At 37.8% G+C, this 16154-nt stretch carries 13 protein-coding genes; 9 read left to right on the top strand and 4 right to left on the bottom strand.

Annotated elements, in window-relative coordinates; all coding sequences use genetic code 11:
• Positions 1–62: 62 nt before the first annotated feature.
• On the bottom strand, positions 63–1481 hold the full coding sequence (locus AC2JBO_RS00625; RefSeq protein WP_496951676.1) for a reverse transcriptase family protein: 1419 nt from the start codon (positions 1479–1481) through the stop codon (positions 63–65).
• 375 nt (positions 1482–1856) lie between these two features.
• Between AC2JBO_RS00625 and AC2JBO_RS00630 the strand changes: the two genes are divergently transcribed.
• Entirely contained in the window at positions 1857–2366 is a 510-nt protein-coding gene (locus AC2JBO_RS00630; RefSeq protein WP_496951677.1) for a peptidoglycan-binding domain-containing protein, read from the top strand.
• A gap of 264 nt (positions 2367–2630) precedes the next feature.
• Here AC2JBO_RS00630 and AC2JBO_RS00635 read toward each other — a convergent pair whose 3' ends face one another.
• A complete protein-coding gene (locus tag AC2JBO_RS00635; protein WP_496951678.1) occupies positions 2631–4271 on the bottom strand; it encodes an SWIM zinc finger family protein in 1641 nt (546 codons plus the stop codon).
• Positions 4272–4343: 72 nt separating this feature from the next.
• A complete protein-coding gene (locus tag AC2JBO_RS00640; protein ID WP_496951679.1) occupies positions 4344–7490 on the bottom strand; it encodes a WGR domain-containing protein in 3147 nt (1048 codons plus the stop codon).
• Between the two features lie 484 nt (positions 7491–7974).
• On the opposite strand from AC2JBO_RS00640, the gene AC2JBO_RS00645 reads away from it, so the two are divergent.
• Both AC2JBO_RS00645 and AC2JBO_RS00650 read left to right on the top strand, forming a co-directional pair.
• Entirely contained in the window at positions 7975–8271 is a 297-nt protein-coding gene (locus AC2JBO_RS00645) for a hypothetical protein (protein ID WP_496951680.1), read from the top strand.
• A gap of 59 nt (positions 8272–8330) precedes the next feature.
• On the top strand, positions 8331–9743 hold the full coding sequence (locus AC2JBO_RS00650; RefSeq protein WP_496951681.1) for a GumC family protein: 1413 nt from the start codon (positions 8331–8333) through the stop codon (positions 9741–9743).
• Positions 9744–9801: 58 nt separating this feature from the next.
• Here the strand turns inward: AC2JBO_RS00650 and AC2JBO_RS00655 are convergent, their stop codons facing one another.
• Positions 9802–9927, bottom strand: coding sequence for a hypothetical protein (locus AC2JBO_RS00655; protein ID WP_496951682.1), 126 nt, complete (start codon positions 9925–9927; stop codon positions 9802–9804).
• Here AC2JBO_RS00655 and AC2JBO_RS00660 point away from each other — a divergent pair.
• The 6 genes from AC2JBO_RS00660 to AC2JBO_RS00685 all read left to right on the top strand — a co-directional run bounded on the left by AC2JBO_RS00660 (position 9917) and on the right by AC2JBO_RS00685 (position 16141).
• Positions 9917–10999 (top strand): O-antigen ligase family protein, encoded by a 1083-nt coding sequence (locus tag AC2JBO_RS00660; protein ID WP_496951683.1) that lies wholly within the window; start codon positions 9917–9919, stop codon positions 10997–10999. The genes AC2JBO_RS00655 and AC2JBO_RS00660 overlap by 11 nt on opposite strands.
• Complete coding sequence (locus tag AC2JBO_RS00665; RefSeq protein WP_496951684.1) at positions 10993–12279, top strand: lipopolysaccharide biosynthesis protein; 1287 nt, start codon at positions 10993–10995, stop codon at positions 12277–12279. Before AC2JBO_RS00660 ends, AC2JBO_RS00665 begins: the two co-directional genes overlap by 7 nt.
• Before the next feature lie 2 nt (positions 12280–12281).
• Positions 12282–13220, top strand: a complete 939-nt coding sequence (locus AC2JBO_RS00670; RefSeq protein ID WP_496951685.1) for a glycosyltransferase family 2 protein — start codon at positions 12282–12284, stop codon at positions 13218–13220.
• Positions 13221–13224: 4 nt separating this feature from the next.
• Positions 13225–14154, top strand: a complete 930-nt coding sequence (locus AC2JBO_RS00675; RefSeq protein ID WP_496951686.1) for a beta-1,6-N-acetylglucosaminyltransferase — start codon at positions 13225–13227, stop codon at positions 14152–14154.
• Positions 14155–14188: 34 nt separating this feature from the next.
• Entirely contained in the window at positions 14189–15127 is a 939-nt protein-coding gene (locus tag AC2JBO_RS00680; RefSeq protein WP_496951687.1) for a glycosyltransferase family 2 protein, read from the top strand.
• 63 nt (positions 15128–15190) lie between these two features.
• Entirely contained in the window at positions 15191–16141 is a 951-nt protein-coding gene (locus tag AC2JBO_RS00685) for a glycosyltransferase family 2 protein (protein WP_496951688.1), read from the top strand.
• Positions 16142–16154 lie beyond the last annotated feature (13 nt).

Raw genomic sequence — 16154 nt, forward strand, 5'->3', positions numbered from 1 at the left:
AGGGTGTTTGTGGTAAGTGCTTTAGTGTTTAATTTAAGCACTGAAGTGCTTACTACGAACTCTCACACCTTCTTGCCCTTTTTCCTGTGTTTGTTTTTAATGCGTTGAACTTGCTGTTGAAATTCGGCGCCTTTCTCTGGGTTTACCATCGCAACAAAGTTGGCAAACCCAGTGATTGCTAAAAGTGTATTATGGGAGTTTCCCCAGTGTTTTCCTTGAAGTCCTTCTTGTTCGATTTGATATAAAGTGGCACGAAATTTCTTTAGGACTTTTTTGGATATATTTAGTTTGTCGTTGACGATAATGCCTGTGACTTCTTGTTGGTGTGTGTTACGCAGAACGCGCGTTTTGTCGTGATTTATATTAAAACCTTCGTGGGTTACTATTGATTCTGTACGTCTGAGGATATTACATATATGTCGTTGATTTTCACCTGATGCTGAGAAGGTTAAATCATCGGCGTAACGACTATAGGTAAATCCAATGTTTTCTGCCATACCCTGTAAACGTCTGTCTAAACGACGACAGAGTAAGTTTGTAATTGCTGGACTTGCTGGTGAACCTTGGGGAAGATGTCTTTCATCTAGGGCAACATAATATGTCTTACCATCAAGTTCGACTTGTTCAATGTCGGCAGCAGTACAAATTAGGGCAAAAATAGTTGCTGCTGCTTCGGAGTAACCAAAAGATTGAAATAATCCTTTGACACGTTTGTAAGAGATTGATGGAAAAAAGTCTTTAAGGTCAAAGTTTATAATCACATTGGCGCCAACATGAGGTGTTGCGTTGGTTATAATGGAACGATTTTGACGAAACCCATGTGCTGCATCGTGTACTTCGAGTTTGTTCAGTATATTTTCTAGTATCCAGTATTGCGCTTGCTTAAGGTTTGGCATTGGCGCCGAAATTAATCTTTCTCCACCTGTTCTCTTTGGAACTTTGAAACGAATATAATGCGAAATTGTGGAAGTTTTACGGTTGAAAGCGAGAAAACGCAGCTTACCAATACTTATTCCCATTGCTTGGGCTATTTCTGAGGCTGTATTACAAAGAGGTAAATTATTACTTTGTAGGCGTTCGATATTTGCTTCGGTGTTGTTTAAGCCTCCTGATACATCTTCCCCAAGGTAGATAATATCGTTTTGTTTTTTCTCTTGCCATGCTGCCGCGCGTTCAAGTCGTTCTCTTTCGCGCCGTTCTTTTGTTTCCTTTTGTTTGCGTCGCGACTCTTCCAAACGCTGCTTGAGCATTTGTTTCCGCAATTCTTTTTCATTGCGAAGCCGACTGCTTTCTTGACGTAGTGCTTCTAACTCGCCCCTAATTTCTCCCTGGCGCCGAATTTCATCCGCTGGGTCAGAGGGTATTGTACCTTGAGGCGCCCAAAAGCCAAAACGTATCATTTCTTCAAGAATAAATTCGTCTTTCCCAGTTTGACGAATACGGTCGTAGAGTTCCTGACGAGTACGAGGTTGATCGGACATGGTAGTGCTGAGTGCTGAGTGCTGAGTTAAAAGGTAGGGTGCGTGACGCTATAACTATTGTGAAACAACACTAATGATTTAGTAGCGTCACGCACCTTACGAGTTAGGGGAGAATGTGAGTTAAATGTTAAAGATACACATATATATAAGCAAACACAGAAAAAAGCGTAAGCTTTTTCCAGTTTATTCGCAGTTTCTCGATTTTGGGTAGATGTGGAGAAAAAATAATTTTGTTGACATATGAAAGGTTGGAATTGTCCATACAGTACTTAATGGTTAGGAAAGTACTCTTAAGGGTGATAAGAAAATTCTGGAATTCTTACGATGGTGGCTGAAGCTTAGTTATGTAAATCACACTCACAAGAGATTAAAAACATGACTGCTATTCAATGCCCCACTTTTAAACCTACTTTAAGACTTGGTAATAATGGTCAAGATGTTAAGGAGATGCAAAAGCGTCTTAATCAACGTTTGGCAACAATTTATACACCTGCTTTAGAAATTGCTGTTGATGCTGATTTTGGTTCTGAGACTGAGACTGCTGTTAGATATTTACAATGCCTTGGTTTTATCAATGTAAGTGGTATCACGGATGCTGCTACTTGGAATTTTATCTGTGATGGCGCCGCTAGTTTACCTGTTTTGCGGTTAAATAGCACTGGAAGTGTTGTAAAGTCTGTTCAACAAGCTTTGTCTGGTGCTGGTTTTTATAATGGTGCTTTTGATGCTGTGTTTGGTTCTTTGACTGTTCAAGCTGTTAAGGATTTTCAAGCACATTCTGGTTTGGTTGCTGATGGTGTTATTGGCGCCAAGTCTTGGGATGCTTTGATTAAGCTTGATTCTCATATTGATAGCTGTTTTGCTACTTATTACGGTGGTTGTTAACCGTTTGCAATATATAAGCATAAAAAAATCGCGCTGGTTTCCCTTCGTAAATCTCTGGGGACTAGGTTACTCAACTCAAGCGGTCACAGTACTACCCGGTTCATTCACTTTATAAAAGTCAAACCGGAATACCGGGTAGTACTGTAAGACCGCACAGTCAAGAGTAGACTAGTGATGCGCGTTTAGACTATATGCACGGACGGCGATACACCGCCCAGTTTGCAAGGATTTTTTACCAGCGCGCTTACACAACTATTTATTTTATTATTGGCGCCCACGACTATTTTGCATTCGTAGCGCAAGAATATGCTCACATGGTCCTTTGAACAGTTTGTTTTGCTGGTGCCAGTTGCAAGTACACTCTGCTCCAATTATACGCTCGTCATTATCAATCGTCAAAGATGGTGTATAAGTTTTTTGCTTGTCTTTTACGCTACCTTCTATTGTCAATCTATTGTTGCTGTCGGTGACTGATGTTATTTGGACGGCATTTTTACTTATAAACCTTGTAGCGCTTTCTTCGCGTTCGTTGGCGAAGCGCAATCTATCCATTGGTAAAGGGTCGCGACTAAGTTCTCTAATGCGATAGACTTGTTTTTTTAAGTCGTATATTACACGCCCAGCTTGTGTGTAAACACTTAATGCTCCTGTTATGGCTGCGCGACTTAGTTTTAATCTTTTTGATAAATCATCTGCTGTTTCTACCCAATTTTCACGCAGTGCGTTAAATATTTGCTTTTGTGTCCATTCATCGACATCCGCACGCGGCGCCATTAAGTCAAAGTTTCCTGATGTTGACCAGTCGTTTGCTGTCCACCCTGATAGTCCTAGGGTAAATGACATGTCGCCGAGGTCGGCGATGTAAAATGATGGCATCCCTGTGCCTAGTAAATGTACGGTGAATTTTTTGGCGATGGGTATGAGACGTTCTAATATATGTAGGCGCCTACGTCCCCATACTCGTATTGTTTGCGGTTCTGAACCAAGGTAGGGTGAACGAGGACAGGTTACTTCGATGTTCCACGGTTCAAATACGATACGGATGGGTTTTCCCGGTTCGAGATGGTAGCGCATACTGCGGGGGCCTTGTTTTTCTTTATGGCGCCGCAGTATGAAACACATATTATACACATCGGTTGGATGTAGATCGAATTGAGTTGTTGGTAAGCACATTGCGGAACTTACTTGCAGGAACCCCCGTACCCAAGTGTCTGGTAAGTCTATTTTTACTTCTTTGTATGCTGCTTCGTTGGTGGTTTCGACTTCAAACCCGGATGGATCTACTTTTAGTTCGGTGGTTTTATAGGTACGGATTTTTTGAAATTCTTCGTATAGTGCTGCTGAGTAGTCTACGTTGGTTGTTCCACAGGCAAATTCGTTAATGTTTTTGAAGACTTCGTAACTGGCACTCAGGCGCCCATAACTTGATTCGTCTATACTAAAGCATTCAAAGAAGACTTCGTCGGGATGTACTGTGATTACTGGGTCGAGGACAAACCATGCGTCTCGGTCTTTTTCGTAAATATAGTTAAAGTATTTTTGTCTGGCTGCATAAAATGGCGCCAGTCTTTCGTAACTTTCCTTGGTTAGTTGGTTGTATTCTTGTTGCAGGGTTTGGATTTTTGCTGTTACATCTTGTCGCATTGCTGCTGTTAAGTCCCAGTTTAGGTCTTCTTGTTGTTGGCGCCATTCTTTATACGCTGTTTTATCTTTGGGTTTAAAGCGTAGGTCGGAGATGACGACATCGTGTAAGGCACTTATTGCTTCGCGAAATGCTATGTTTTGTCGTAGTTCGCCGATGAAGTATGTGGGAGGACGGGTGGTATCGGGTGAAAATGACATCTGGGTGTTGGCACCATTTTCTTGGACGGTTGTGTTGTTTTTGTAAGTGTAGTTGAATTGCATTGGTTTTGTTGATTAAAGGATTGAATCACAAAGGCACAAAGGACACAAAGGGAAGAAAAGAAGAAAGAGAGTTTAGGTTCTGGTTTCGGTTGGTGTAAGGATATGGAGGGGACTCGGGAGGTGTGGGTATTTTTTACGGATTGTTAGCATTATTTGTAGGGTGGTGGCTTTGTCTTGTTTTGCTATTGTTAGGGATTGACGGGTCATTATGTCGGCTACTATTTGCGCTGCTTTTTCGCTTTTTTGTGATTCGATGTTCAGAAATTTGAAGATGCGTTGTTTGGCTATTCGACTACGGTTGATGTTTGATAGTACTGTCGTAAAGTACGGTGTTAGTTGCTGTAGGCGTTCGGGGTTGTCGGTAGCGTGGTTTTCTAGGTAGTTGGTGACTAGCGTTTGCATGTCGGAGGAGGGGTGTTCGCTAAATTTGAGCAGGTATTGCTCTGCGTCTTGGGTTTGGAAGTTTTGTGTTAGTAAGTCTCTACCGAGTTTTCTGGTTTCTTCCCGAACGCTGTCGCAGATGGAGATTAGTACTTGAGGTGTGAAGTCAAGGGCGCCAAATTGGGTGGTAAATATGTTAAATGCATAGTCGCGCGTGTCTTGCCATTTGGCTTCTAATGTTTTTACTGCAACAACAAGTTCTTGAGGGTTGTTACGAAGTCTTTCTATGCTTTGCGACAGCATTTGTTGCGCTGCTTGTCGAACTGCTATTATTTCATGGTTGCTCAGTTGAACGATTTCACTCGTTGTAAATTGAGATACCCATGTAGTTAAGTTAGCTTGAAGTAATAGTCCTCCAAGTTCCTGTGAGGCTGATGATTTGGCTTTAAGTAAGGTTAATGCTGTGTCTTTATTAATACTTGTCATCCAGTTTGGTAATTCTTCCAGAAGATGTAACAAGTAGTTATGGACTCCTTCGTGTTGTTCGGGAGTGAGTAAAATTTCGATTAGTTCATGCACTATATCTAGTTTGAAGCCTGGATACGCGGCGCCTAATCGATGGATAATTGGTTTGATGGCGTTACGTATTTCTAGGTTGGCACTTACTGCTATTGCAATAATTAAAGTACTGTCTTCTATTAGTTTGGCATCGGGTAACTGTCCAAATAACCGGATACCTATTACTCGCAATGTTTCGTATTGCGATGCAAGCAATGATTCGATGATATCAGCAGGTAAGTTCTCGGCGCCTATTTGATGGTTGAGTAAAATACGGGCGCCGAATTCTTGTATTTCTAATATTGGATGTGTTAATAAGTCATTGATTACACTCATACCTAATGTTCGCAGTTGGGGAGCAAAGCTGATAAGTAAGGTTTCAGTAATTTCTTTGGTAATTTCGCTGGGTATTTCAGGTGTAAATCCTAACAACTCTATAATGATTCTTCCAAGCAATACTCGTGCGGTTGTGTCGTTCAGTACTGTTGCACTTAGTAGTTTTTTGGCGAAGTTACGTGTGTCTTCATGTGGGTTGACGATTAAAGTTGTAATAAAGCTGCTATTTTGCAGGAAAAATTCTCGGTTGTTTTCTATCCACTGATACGCTACGTTTCTTCCAGTTTGAGAAACGCTGTTTATAACCGCTAGGACGAGTTCAAGATTTGGTTTTTGAGGGTTATATTTGGACTGCGCTAGTTCACATCCAAACTGGGCTGTGATTTCGTAGGGCTTTTGTAGCAGTTGAATAATATTATCTATATATATAGATGTGTGGAAGCTAGTGCATGTTCGTACTGCTTTGACGGCAAACTCGTGAACTGGATGACATTGACTTTCGAGTAATAGTCTCAGTAATACTTGTGGGTGTTGTTCCCATAGTTGAGGAAATGCTTCTTCACGTTTTGCTTCCGGTGTACCTGGTTTATATCCCTCTTTACATTTCCATGCTTTGGAGTTTTTGTATAATTCGTAACGCACGCTGTTTTCGTAAAGGATATGATTAAAAGTTATGTAGCTAGCGTATGCATCCCAAGTGTTGTGAAATTCAACTCGACTCCAGTTTGAACGGTTCCAACGATAAAAAGTTGTTTCTTTAATTGGTTCTGCGTCTGCATCAGAGTATTGAAGTAGGACACTCGCTGCCATATTTACATATTCTAAGGCGCCGTCTTCTCCTAACTGTTTGAGTGTACGCCAAATTCTACGCTGCAAGTACCCTTGAGTTTGGTTGCTGTAAGCTTTAGTTGAAGTGGGACTTTTTAATTCGTCTTCATGGCGCCGTCTAATAACCCTGCCATATCTGTTTGTTGTAGAGTTCCATTCATAATAACTATTATAATTATCGAATTTTCCCTGTTCTTTTTCAAAACGGTAAGCGAAAATACCGTATACTTCCGCATCATATCTATACTCTGCCATTTTGAAGATGTGACGCAGATACTTGAAGTAATTTGGTTGATATGGCGCTGTACGTAATATTTGTAGTAAAGCTGGACGAACGTGATTGTTATCTATTTGATAAATTTTATCAAGAACTGTAAAGCCTTTGTAATCGACCTGTGCTAAATAATGCTGAAGTTCAGATGCAAAACTTTCTGCCGAACCGTTGCGCGCTAACTTTTGTAAGTTTTTTGGTAAAAACTCTATCATTTCTGCTTGTAACTCTGCTTTGGTAAGCGCGTCACTAAGTTTTAGCAGCGCTTCAAATGCAATTCTACTTACAAACTCAGGTGAGGAAGAATTTTGATAAAGCTGAATAAGTACGGGTAAAGTTTCTTGACTTCCACAATATCCTAATGCCCAAGCTATGCAATAATCGCGTAACGGCTCACCTGTACCGATAAGCTTAATGAGACTTGGCGCTGCTTCCTTTATTCTAAGCTCTCCCGCGCGCCATATTACTCGTTCTAATTTCCATTTACTCGGTTGGTTGTTGGCAAGACGAGATAATATTACATCTTTTCGGGCATGTTTTCGGGCTTCGTGTGCTTCTGCTGGTTGAGTATCAATGGTGGGTGTTGGAGTAGATACGCTTGTTGAAGCTATATCCTGGTATCCCTTTTTGGTTTTTTCTTGAACAAGCTTGTCGAATACTCGCTGCGCTTCAGTTAAGGGTACAGCTTGAGTTGTTTTTACACCCTCTTTTAAAGTGGCGCCACGTTTTCCGTAACGAAAGTTAACAACGTACTGTGCTTCAACAGTTTGGCATATATCAACTTCGTAAACTTTGTCAGATGTCCCTTCGCGATAATACAGCGTTGTTCGCTTGATTAATTTCATACCACCCTACCACTCAACTATACCAAATTCTATTTTGGCTTGGTTTTGGGAGAGTTGCCAGGGGTAAGTATGTTGGTAAAAATCAGTTATGTTGACAGTTATGTTGAAAAATTGCCAAATTGGCAACACTGATGTTGAAGATTTGTTATCAATGTACAAGTAAATTGTGAAGAACATCTACCCACTACTGTTAATTATCAGGCTTTGATATATAAAAAAGCATAATCTTTTAATGAGGGTGCCGATTTGTATATGAGGTGCATTCTGACTAGTAGTGAGCAATTTAAGAGATTTTAAATTCAATAGTACCCTTGATACGAATAAGGCTTTAATGGTCATTTTGATCTCAGCTTATTTCACAAATACTTTGTGTGTTTATTATTACATATATGGTGAAATAAGGGAGATATTATGACTAAATATAGGATGTTTTAATAAACATAAACTAGATTTGTGAGAGTTTTTTTATAGGGAGTGTATAAAATTGCAGAAAAGGTGTGAACGAAACCGAAAGCGCTCTAAACGACGAGCGATATATTGTCCAATACATGGATGCTATCTAGATAGTGTCAGTCAAAAATACCCGATGAATAGTGATATAGTTGAAGTCAAGGAGAAGAAAGCAATAATGTCGGTTTTATCCCAAAATAAAATCAACAATAAAACTTGCTTAGACGATGAATGGTTAGAAGCGTTTTGGTGTTGCGAGTGTAAAAACATAAAGTGGTATTATGCTAAGAATAAAGACCAAACTTACGAAATTTCAGTAGCTTATGATTAAAGTTATTACAATTGACTTTTTCTAAATTGAAACTTCATCATGATTAAATAATTATAGCTATGAATCAATCTTTTGGCTCTAATGAAGCTTTACTAAGTGATTACAAAACAGTTAATCCAAAAAATAAAGTACAATGGGTGTTTTTATTACTTACACTTTTAATTAGTAATATTTCAATTGGGACAGCAGCTTTAGTATATATCAATCGAGCCAAGCCAAAATATATAAGCGATTGGTCGATTAACGTTTTAGGTTCTGCGTCAAGCACTAACGTTAATATTCCTGAAATTGGACAAGCTACTTCACAAGATGCATCTGCTTATGCGGGAATATCCTATGACCCAAGAGAAAATTATAAAGCTATCGCAACCAGCGAACAGGTTTTAAATTTAGCTGCAAAGTCGGTAAATCTTAATTCTTCAGATTTCGGGGCGCCTAGAATTAAGATAGTTGATAATACAACATTGATGCGATTTGAGTTTCAAGGTAAAACACCTGTTGAAGCACAAGAAAAAGCACAAGCTTATTATAATGCATTAACTTCCCAAATTAACCGCTTGAGGAGTGAAGATATTGCTCAACAAAACGCGCGCTTACAAATTGCCATAGAAAGTTCACGCAAAAAACTCAAAGCTTCACAGCAAAAACTTTCTGATTATAAAGTTCTTTCAGGCATCAGTACTAATGAACAATTAAGTAATCTGGCAATTAATATCGAGACGTTAAGAAAGCAGCGTGCAGAATTAATTGCTCAGGAAGAACAATCAAGCGCGCGTGTATCAAAGTTAAAGCGGAATCTGAATTTATCTTCAGAGCAAGCAAACGATGCTTTTGTGCTACAAGCTGACCAATTATTTCAAAAATATTTAGTAAGTTATAATGAAGCGAAGGCTAAATCAGTAGTTTTGAAAGCGAGATTCTTGTCTAGTCATCCTTCTGTTATTAATCAAGATGCTGAGGTGAAAGAAGCAGAAGTGGCGATAACTAATCGAGCTACGATACTTTTACAACGTCCATTTAGCATAATGGCAATAGACCAGCTTAATTTTAGTGATAATGAGTCATCTGGACCGAAACGAGCGGTTTTATCTGAAAAGCTTGTTACAACTGATGTAGAAAAGCAAGGACTTCAAGCACAGGTACAAGCGTTGAATCAACAGATTAATTTACTTGAAAACCGTTTGAAGATTTTATCGCAACGTCAATCTAAGCTTGAAGATTTAAAACGAGATGTACAAATTGCTGAAGCTGTTTTCTCTTCTACTATCGCGCGCTTAGACTTGGCTAAGTCCAGTGTTTCGTCTGCTTATCCACAAATACAATTATTATCGGCACCTAGTATACCTGAAGTAGGGACGGGAGCTAATAGAAATTTGGTATTACTTGGCGCCGCTGTTGGTTCGGTTTTACTCAGTACTGGTTTAATTAGGTTGTCAAATCAGTTTAACCACAAAGGACACAAAGAAGAGTGAAACCTTTAAATTTAGAAGAATCTTTGATTTGGTATTTCATACTGTTTACATATATTATCTATGCTTTAGGAATTTTGTTTCCTGCAACTGCATTACTCGCTTGGTTTCTTTGTTGGTTGGTGATTAAAAGAAATATATCTATCTCTTGGCAGATTTGGCTATGGTGCATATGTATGCTTGTCATTTTATTAGCTACTTATGTGGGTATTGATGACTTTCAGTTAGGTACAAATGCCCAAATACGCGGAACACTTGGTTGGTTAACGACTACTGCTGTATTTGCACTGTTTATTTTGAGCGGTTGCTTAAATATTAGACCGCAATTAATATATCGAGCAGTGTGTATACTATGCTTACAAAGTTTAATCGCTATACCAGTTGGATTAATTGCTTACCAGTTGAAGCTGCCAGATATTCTTTACTCTTCTCCTGTTGAACGATTGATTCAAAATGGCCCTATATTTTACAATGTGGGATTGTATGCAATTGATTATGATACTCAGAGTCTACGCTTATTCTTGTTTACACCGTGGTGCCCTGCTTTAGGATTGATTGGCAATATTTATTTTTTTCTCGCACTTGAGGAGAAAAATCTATTTTGGCGATATATTGGTGTTGTCGGCGCCATTGCGATGAGTATTGTATCAGTTTCACGTTCTGCATTCGTCGCGTTGCCAATTGTCTTTGTATTTGTTTGGCTTTTACAAAATTTACTTAGACCAGGTGTACAAGTTGTTAGTGGTTTGGTATGCTTCGTCTCTGGAATTTTTAGCACTAACTTACTCGAATTGCTGAGTAATACAAAGGAAGAATTTAGCTCTTCACGCGCGAGTTCTTCAAGAGTTCGGTCGGCACTTGTTCGTATTGCGTTAGACCGTTGGAAAGAAGCTAAAATATGGGGTCACGGTACTCAAGACCCTGGACCGAAAGTAGTAGCTAATTTACCAATTGGTTCGCATCACACATGGGCAGGTTTACTGTTTGCTAAAGGTACTGTTGGTTTTATGGCTTTTTTACTCCCGTTTGGTGTCAGCTTGGTTGATTTGATTTTTAAATCATATACTAGTCAAGTTGCAAAAACTAGTTTGAGCGTTTTACTAACATTGTTAATATTTTCGTTTGGGGAGCAAGTTGATGTATTGGGTTATCTATGTTTACCTGGGTTAATTTTGATTGGTATTGCATTACAAGAAAAGCCACAGACAGTTTTTATAAATAAAGGTTTATTAATGGGAACAAAAATTAAACAATGTTAATCTCTACAATTAAAACTTACTTTTATGGTAAATTCTCTAATCTACTATCGAATCAATTCATTCGTAATATCGGTTGGCTTGGCGGCGCCGAATTAGTTAATCGCGTATTTCGTTTAGGGACTACAGTAGTATTGGCTCGAACTTTAAGCACTCAAGATTATGGTTTGGCGGCTATTGTCCTTACAACGCAAGATATTACAACCGTTTTTACGCTCAACTCTGGTATTGGTAATAAAATTATTCACGCTGATGAAAAAGATGTTCAAATTTTAGCTAATACTTCTTACTGGCTAAACTGGATTATTTGCTCGTTGCTGTTTTTGATTCAATGCATGGCAGCATTTCCTTTAGCGTTATTCTATAACGAGCAAAAATTAATACTACCAATATGTACAATTGCGTTAGTGTACTTGATGATACCGATTTTCTCAACTCAAAATGCTTTTAATAATAGAGAAAATCGGCTTAAGGTAACTGCAATATGCAATGCTTTACAGTCTATGACTGCGAATATTATCGCCCTCATATTCGCTTTGTCTGGTTTTGGTATGTGGTCACTTGTATTACCAGTAGTTTTTACCACTCCTATATGGATTTTAGTTAATTACAGATGTCAACCTTGGCGCCCAAGTGGAAAGTTTACCTTGGAGCGATGGCAGGAAATTATTAAGTTTGGTAAAGATATACTTGGTTCTGAAATACTAGATAAAGTTCGAGCGAATTTGGATTACTTTTTAGTTGGACGTTTTTTAGGTGTTGAAGCATTAGGACTGTATTTTTTTGCTTTTAACGCGGGTCTGGGTATTAGTTTAAATGTGATTAATGCAATGGTTTGGCCTTTGTTTCCACATTTATGTGCCGCAAGACAAAACTTTCAGCAGTTTAAAACAAGATATTTTAGCAGTGTAAAGACAATTGCAATGGTGATAATTCCACTTGTATTATTACAGTCAAGTCTGGCGCCTTTCTATGTACCAATTGTTTTTAGCCAGAAATGGAGAGCGGCAATTCCTATATTAGTGATTATCTGTCTTTCTGCAATGCCGCGTCCTTTTGCTAGTGCTGCTGCAATGCTATTACAATCAGTTGATAAAGGCTGGATTAATCTTTGCTGGAATCTGATTTTTACTTCGATTTTTTCAATTAGCTTGCTAGTTGGAATGCAATGGGGAATTATTGGAGTTGCAGTAGCAGTTTTAATAACTCACGCTGTAGCTATGCCAATATTTTCGATTTTGGCAACTAGATATGTACTTAAAAAGACAATTTTAATTACTTAAGCATGATTCCAAAAGTCACAGTAGTAATGCCTGCTTATAATTCATCGCAATATTTGCAGGAAAGTATCGAATCGGTTTTGTGTCAAACTTTTAGCAATTTTGAACTATTGGTTATTGATGATGGTTCTACAGATAATACTACTAAAATTGTTTGTGATTACATTCAGCAAGATAACCGTGTTAAATTGATTTCACAAACAAATCAAGGTGTATCTGCAACTCGCAATTTAGGAATTAAGTTTTCACAAGCCGAATATATTGCATTTATTGATGCTGATGACAAGTGGTTTCCAGAAAAACTTAGCTGTCATCTAGATAGTTTCAACAGAAGCTCTAATCTTGGTGTAAGTTTTGCAAAAGTTGAATTTCTCACTCCTAACGGTCATTCAACTGGACAAATTGCAACAACGCGCTTGAATATTTTAAAACCTCAACATTTTCTGTATGAAAATCCAACAATTACGGTATCAAATCTTGTTATTAAGCGTGAAGTTTTTCAACAAATTGGATGTTTTGATATTAAAATGAATTATGCAGAGGATTTAGATTTTTTATTACGAGTTATTACAAGTAATAAATGGAAAATACAAGGTTTAAATCGTGTTTTAATAGGATATCGCACCACTACAGGAGGTTTGTCTTCAAATCTTTACCGGATGGAGCAAGGATGGGAGATTTTAGCTTCTAAGGCAAAAGAGTATGCACCAGATTTAATCAAGCTGCACTATTTACGCGCGCGCAGTATTCATTTACGCTACCTTGCCCGTAGAGCTTTACGTTTAAATCTTCCTTCACAAGTTGGAGTTGATTTTATTAAACGTGGACTGATATCTGATTGGAAGTTAATTTTCCAACAACCGTATCGAACTATTTTGACGATATTGGCAGTTTATGGTAAACATTTTTTGACAAGATTGGCGCCACATTCCAAATTACAGTAATTATATGAAAATTTGCTACCTGATTCAAACCCATAAAAACATTGAACAAATATACCGATTAGTTAAAGTAATTAAAGCTTCAAGCCCACAATCGTATATTTTTATCAGCCACAACTCAAAAGAATTTGTCCTCAAGACTGAACATTTTCAAGAGTTTAGTGATATTCAAATCATTCACAGTCAAGTCCAATTAGGAAACTTTTCACTAATGCAGGGTTATTTTGATTGCGTTGATTTTTTGCTAAAACATAACATCCATTTTGATTGGTTGATAAACCTTTCCGGTCAAGATTACCCGACTCAACCATTGCCCAAAATAGAGAACTTTTTGAGAAATACTCAGTATGATGCTTTTGCTCAATACTTTGATGTACTTTCCCCTAAGAATCCTTGGTGTAGTAAATTGGGGTATCAGCGTTACTTCTATCATTACTGGCGCTCATCTCAATATTTAACTGATTTGCAAAGAATTATAATAAAACCAATTAAGGATTTAGTTAATGCATCGCAATCAAAAATTAAAATTGAAACTTCTTACGCTTTGGCTGTTGGTTGGATTCAAAAAAACATCCCCTTTAATCAAAGATATATTTGCTACGGAGGTTCATACTTTACTACTTTGTCAAGAAAGTGCGTTCTCTACTTGGATCAAATGTTCAACAATAACGAATATTTAATCCAACACTATAAAAAAACGAGTCAAGCTGAAGAATCCCTTATCCAAACTATTTTAGTCAACAGCAACTTGTTTAACATATGTAACAATCATCATCGTTACATTGATTATAGCCATAGCAAATACGGACATCCACGGATATTAACCATTCAAGACTATGATTTAATTTTAAGCGAGAAGGTTCAATTTGCTCGCAAGTTCGATATCAATCAAGACGTTCAAATTTTAGACTTGCTTGACAAGCGAATTTTCGCATAGTGATTTTTTACCAGACTTGAACAAGATTTTAAATATGCCAACTGTATCAGTCATAGTACCTGCATATAATTCTCAATCCACAATTATTCAAACCATTGAATCAATACAAGCGCAAACACTATCGGATATAGAAATAATTGTAATTAATGACGGCTCAAACGACCAGACTTTAGATATTCTGACTAAAATAAAAGATGAACGTTTGAAGGTTTTCTCCTACGATAACGGAGGATTACCAGTCGCGCGAAATCGTGGTATAGCTCATGCAACTAGTAAATATATATCATTTGTCGATGCAGACGACTTGTGGGCGCCTGATAAATTAGAACTGCAACTTGCGGCACTCGAAAGTCATCCAAATGCAGGAGCCGCTTATAGTTGGACTACTTGCATGGACAATGAAGGCAAGAATTTTTATCCAGGGGTCAAAGCAAGCTATCAAGGAAACGTTTTTCCTAATTTGCTAGTTTGTAACTTCATTGCTAGCGGTTCAAACGTGCTGCTTCGTCGAGAAGTAATTGACGCGGTTGGTGGATTTGATAGTAGTTTAAAATCTTGTGAAGACTGGGACTACTGGTTACGAGTTGCCTTAAAGTATCATTTCGTAGTTGTTCCAAAACCTCAAATAATCTACCGTTTGTCCGCAGGAGCAATGTCCAGCAAGATAAACGTAATGGAAAAGTACCAACTACTCGTTCTCGAAAAAGCATTCAGAACGGCGCCATTTGAATTGCAATATCTAAAAAACCAAGGCAAGTCATACATCTATCAATTTCTTGCTCATCTTTGTTTAACTCGCTCGAGTAATAAACATGCAGCGCAAACAGCTTTAGAACATTTGTGGAAATCTATTCAACTCTACCCAAAAAGCCTACTAAATCGAAAAACACAAATACTAATAGCTAAATTATTCTTAGTAAAATTCTTGCAACGGATAATTTATTCATTACAAATAAAATCTAATAAAATCTAATTATTTATAATTACTTATTCGTTACATCCGTTTATCATCTATTGCCAATCTATTTACATTCAAATGCCAACAATATCAGTAATTATTCCTGCATATAACGCAGAGCGAACCATACAAGAAACAATCAACTCTGTCCAAAGGCAAAGTTTCACAGATATTGAAATAATAGTTGTCAATGATGGTTCAACCGACCAAACTCAAGCTATAGTTCATACTATTAATGAGTCACGACTAAAAATTTTATCATGTAAAAACTCAGGAGTTTCAACAGCTCGTAACAAAGGCATAGAAGCTGCACAAAGCGAATTTATTGCATTTTTAGACGCAGATGATTTGTGGGCGCCAGATAAACTAGAGCTTCAACTAGCTGCCATCAAAGCAAATCCTGAAATTGGTGTAGCTTATAGTTGGACTGATGAAATGAATGAAACAGGAAACACCTTTTACCCAGGCGCCCGCTTATTCATAGAAGGAAACGTCTATCAAGAATTATTAATCGCTAATTTCTTAGCAAATGGTTCAAACCCTTTAATCCGTAAACAAGCAATTGATTTAGTTGGAGGATTTGATGACAACTTAAAGTATGGAGAAGATTGGGAGTTTTATGTTCGACTAGCTGCTAATTGGAAATTTGCAGTTGTTCCTAAACAGCAGGTATTCTATCGAAAATCTTCTGACTCCGCAACTTCCAAAGTTTCAGTTATGGAAAAAAACCTTCTGATAACTTTGGATAAAATATATCAATCAGTTCCTCCTCATCTCCAATACTTAAAAAATCAAAGTCTAGCTGTGTTATATCGTTACTTAACAGCTACATACTTCGCGCATGTAAAAAATACGAGAGATATTGATATTGCTGGTAAAAAACTATGGATGTCAATTTCTCTCAATCCCAAATTCATCTTTGAACCTGTAACGATATTTTACGTCATCAAATGGCTAATAATGCGGATGATTACACCTCAACTTGCAAGACAAATTGTCATCCCTATTAAAAAATTACGCAATTCTTAGTCTTATTTACTCA

The organism is Calothrix sp. CBUCES-K 9914 (assembly GCF_059640475.1).

What these genes read in the sequence shown, in the direction of transcription:
- AC2JBO_RS00625 (WP_496951676.1), bottom strand. Translation starts at nt 1,481, where the DNA reads ATGTCCGATCAACCTCGTACTCGTCAGGAACTCTACGACCGTATTCGT.
- AC2JBO_RS00630 (WP_496951677.1), top strand. Translation starts at nt 1,857, where the DNA reads ATGACTGCTATTCAATGCCCCACTTTTAAACCTACTTTAAGACTTGGT.
- AC2JBO_RS00635 (WP_496951678.1), bottom strand. Translation starts at nt 4,271, where the DNA reads ATGCAATTCAACTACACTTACAAAAACAACACAACCGTCCAAGAAAAT.
- AC2JBO_RS00640 (WP_496951679.1), bottom strand. Translation starts at nt 7,490, where the DNA reads ATGAAATTAATCAAGCGAACAACGCTGTATTATCGCGAAGGGACATCT.
- AC2JBO_RS00650 (WP_496951681.1), top strand. Translation starts at nt 8,331, where the DNA reads ATGAATCAATCTTTTGGCTCTAATGAAGCTTTACTAAGTGATTACAAA.
- AC2JBO_RS00660 (WP_496951683.1), top strand. Translation starts at nt 9,917, where the DNA reads ATGCTTGTCATTTTATTAGCTACTTATGTGGGTATTGATGACTTTCAG.
- AC2JBO_RS00655 (WP_496951682.1), bottom strand. Translation starts at nt 9,927, where the DNA reads ATGACAAGCATACATATGCACCATAGCCAAATCTGCCAAGAGATAGAT.
- AC2JBO_RS00665 (WP_496951684.1), top strand. Translation starts at nt 10,993, where the DNA reads ATGTTAATCTCTACAATTAAAACTTACTTTTATGGTAAATTCTCTAAT.
- AC2JBO_RS00670 (WP_496951685.1), top strand. Translation starts at nt 12,282, where the DNA reads ATGATTCCAAAAGTCACAGTAGTAATGCCTGCTTATAATTCATCGCAA.
- AC2JBO_RS00675 (WP_496951686.1), top strand. Translation starts at nt 13,225, where the DNA reads ATGAAAATTTGCTACCTGATTCAAACCCATAAAAACATTGAACAAATA.
- AC2JBO_RS00680 (WP_496951687.1), top strand. Translation starts at nt 14,189, where the DNA reads ATGCCAACTGTATCAGTCATAGTACCTGCATATAATTCTCAATCCACA.
- AC2JBO_RS00685 (WP_496951688.1), top strand. Translation starts at nt 15,191, where the DNA reads ATGCCAACAATATCAGTAATTATTCCTGCATATAACGCAGAGCGAACC.